Annotated in this window: 1 protein-coding gene; it reads right to left on the minus strand. The window is 68.8% G+C overall.

All coding sequences use genetic code 11. The features are described 5' to 3' along the window. A partial coding sequence (locus tag JZ791_RS44530; RefSeq protein ID WP_216904046.1) for a DUF748 domain-containing protein occupies positions 1-391 on the minus strand: 391 nt, incomplete at both ends.

Genomic DNA, 391 nt, shown 5'->3' on the forward strand with positions numbered 1-391 from the left:
CCCCAGGCGCACCAGGGACTGCAGCTCCATATCTATATAGATACGCCGAATCTCCACCTGGGGAGGCGCGCCTGGCGAAGCCGCGGCCAGGGATACGTCGTGCAGGAGGAGCTCCAGCGTCCAGGGCCTGAATTCCACTTTGCCGACCGTGGCGGTGCGGCCCCAGGTGTCCATGGCCCAGCGCTCGATGCCCATGCGCACGAGCGTCGGCACGGCGAGCCACGCCAACGCCCACACGGCCAGCACCACGGCCAGGCCGGCGCCCGGCCAGCGCAGTGCCGCCACTGCTGCGGAGCGGCCGCGTGGCGGGCCTTCCGGCTTCTTCATCCCGTTGCGCTTGTGCGATCTCCAGTGCATGCCCGGATTGCAGCAGATGCAGGGCCTGTAAAGA

It is taken from the genome of Nocardia alni (assembly GCF_019038435.1).
Taxonomy (GTDB): Bacteria; Actinomycetota; Actinomycetes; order Mycobacteriales; family Mycobacteriaceae; genus Nocardia; species Nocardia alni.